General features: G+C 79.6%; 1 protein-coding gene. It reads right to left on the bottom strand.

Annotation, left to right across the window (positions count from 1 at the left end; genetic code table 11):
• Window positions 1–27: 27 nt before the first annotated feature.
• Window positions 28–1,405: FAD-dependent oxidoreductase (locus FOE67_RS25735; protein WP_438874312.1), on the bottom strand; the 1,378-nt coding region annotated here is incomplete at its 5' end.

The following is a 1,405-nucleotide window of genomic DNA, read 5'->3' as shown; positions in this document are numbered from 1 at the left end:
CGGGCGGGGTGCGCGGGCCGGGCCGGATCAGGCGGCGAGGCGGTCGGTCGCGCCCACCCGGCGCACCCCCAGGTCGTCCAGCACGGCCTCGGCGGCCATCCGGGCGGAGGCGAGTTCGCCGCCGGGGCCGGGGGTCGCCCGGTGCCCGCCGCAGACGTACAGCCCCTCCAGCAACCGGGCGCGCCGGCGCGGGGCGTAGGGGGGCGGCAGCGCGGTGGTGGCCCGGGGGTCGTGGTGCGCCGCCAGCAGCTCCCATTCCTCGGCCGGGACGCCGTGGAGCCGGGAGAGCTGACCGCGGGCCGCCTTGTCCAGGGTGTCGGTCGGCTCGCCGGCCTCCGGTCCCAGCACGACGGAGGTGATCAGGGGGCGCCCGGCGGGGGCCCGTTCGGCGTCGACGGCGGAGACCACCGTGGTGTGCGCGATCGGCCCGCGCCGGGCGGCGTCGACGATCAGGGTGGGGCCCGCGCCGGGGAGGTCGTCCGCGGTGTGGTGCAGCACCGTCATGGGGTGATGGTCGGGACTGCGCAGGCCGGGCAGCAACCGGGCGGCCTCCTCCGCGCCGGTGGCCACGACCACCGCCCGGCACCGCAGGGTGCCGTGTTCCTCCGTCTCCACCTCCCGGGTGCGGACCGCGGAGACCCGGACGCCGGTGTGCACGCCCCCGGTGGGCAGGTCGGCCGCGAGGCGGGCCGGCAGCCGTTCGGTCCCGCCCGCCACCAGGGCCAGGCCACCGCGCGCGAAGGCGCGCAGCCGCAGGTCCGCCAGGCGGCAGGAGGTGCCCAGCACCGGGTCCCCCAGCAGGGTGGCCAGCAGGGGGCGCAGGGAGCCGTCGGCGATCCGGGAGGGAACCCCGCGTGTCTCCAGTGCCCGTTCAGCCGAGGTGTCGGGACGGCCGGCCAGCCGCTCCTCGTCGAGGAGGGCGAGCCGTCCGAGGTTGGCGCGCAGCCAGGCGTGGTCCAGCGCGCCGGTCAGGGACCGACCGCCGTGACGGGGCGGGCCGCCGGAGCGGGGTCCGGAGCCGCCCAGGCGGTGGGATCGGTCGTCGGCGTGCAGCAGGATCCCGCCGGTGATCCCGCGGAAGCGGGGCGGGACCGCGAGGTGTCGGCGCAGTTCCGGGCCGTCGAGGCCGGGGAGGGCGGGCCACCAGCCGTGGTCGAGGCGGAAGCCGTCCCGGTGGTCGGTCACCATGCGTCCACCGATCCGCTCCCTGGCCTCCAGCACGGTCACGGGGACACCGGCGAGGCCGAGCAGGCGGGCGGTGGCCAGGCCGGCGGGCCCGGCGCCCACCACGACGACGTCGTCCGCGGACACGGGCCGGCCGCCCTCCCGGTTCCCGTCCTCCTCCCGGGGCCGGCGGCCCGGCGGGCCGGAGAGGGGGGAGGCCCCGGCGGGCGCCTCGGAGGGG

The organism is Streptomyces calidiresistens (assembly GCF_014141525.1).
Classification (GTDB): domain Bacteria; phylum Actinomycetota; class Actinomycetes; order Streptomycetales; family Streptomycetaceae; genus Streptomyces; species Streptomyces calidiresistens.
The sequence above is the reverse complement of the archived record's forward strand: the minus strand, read 5'-3'. Positions and strand labels throughout refer to the sequence as shown.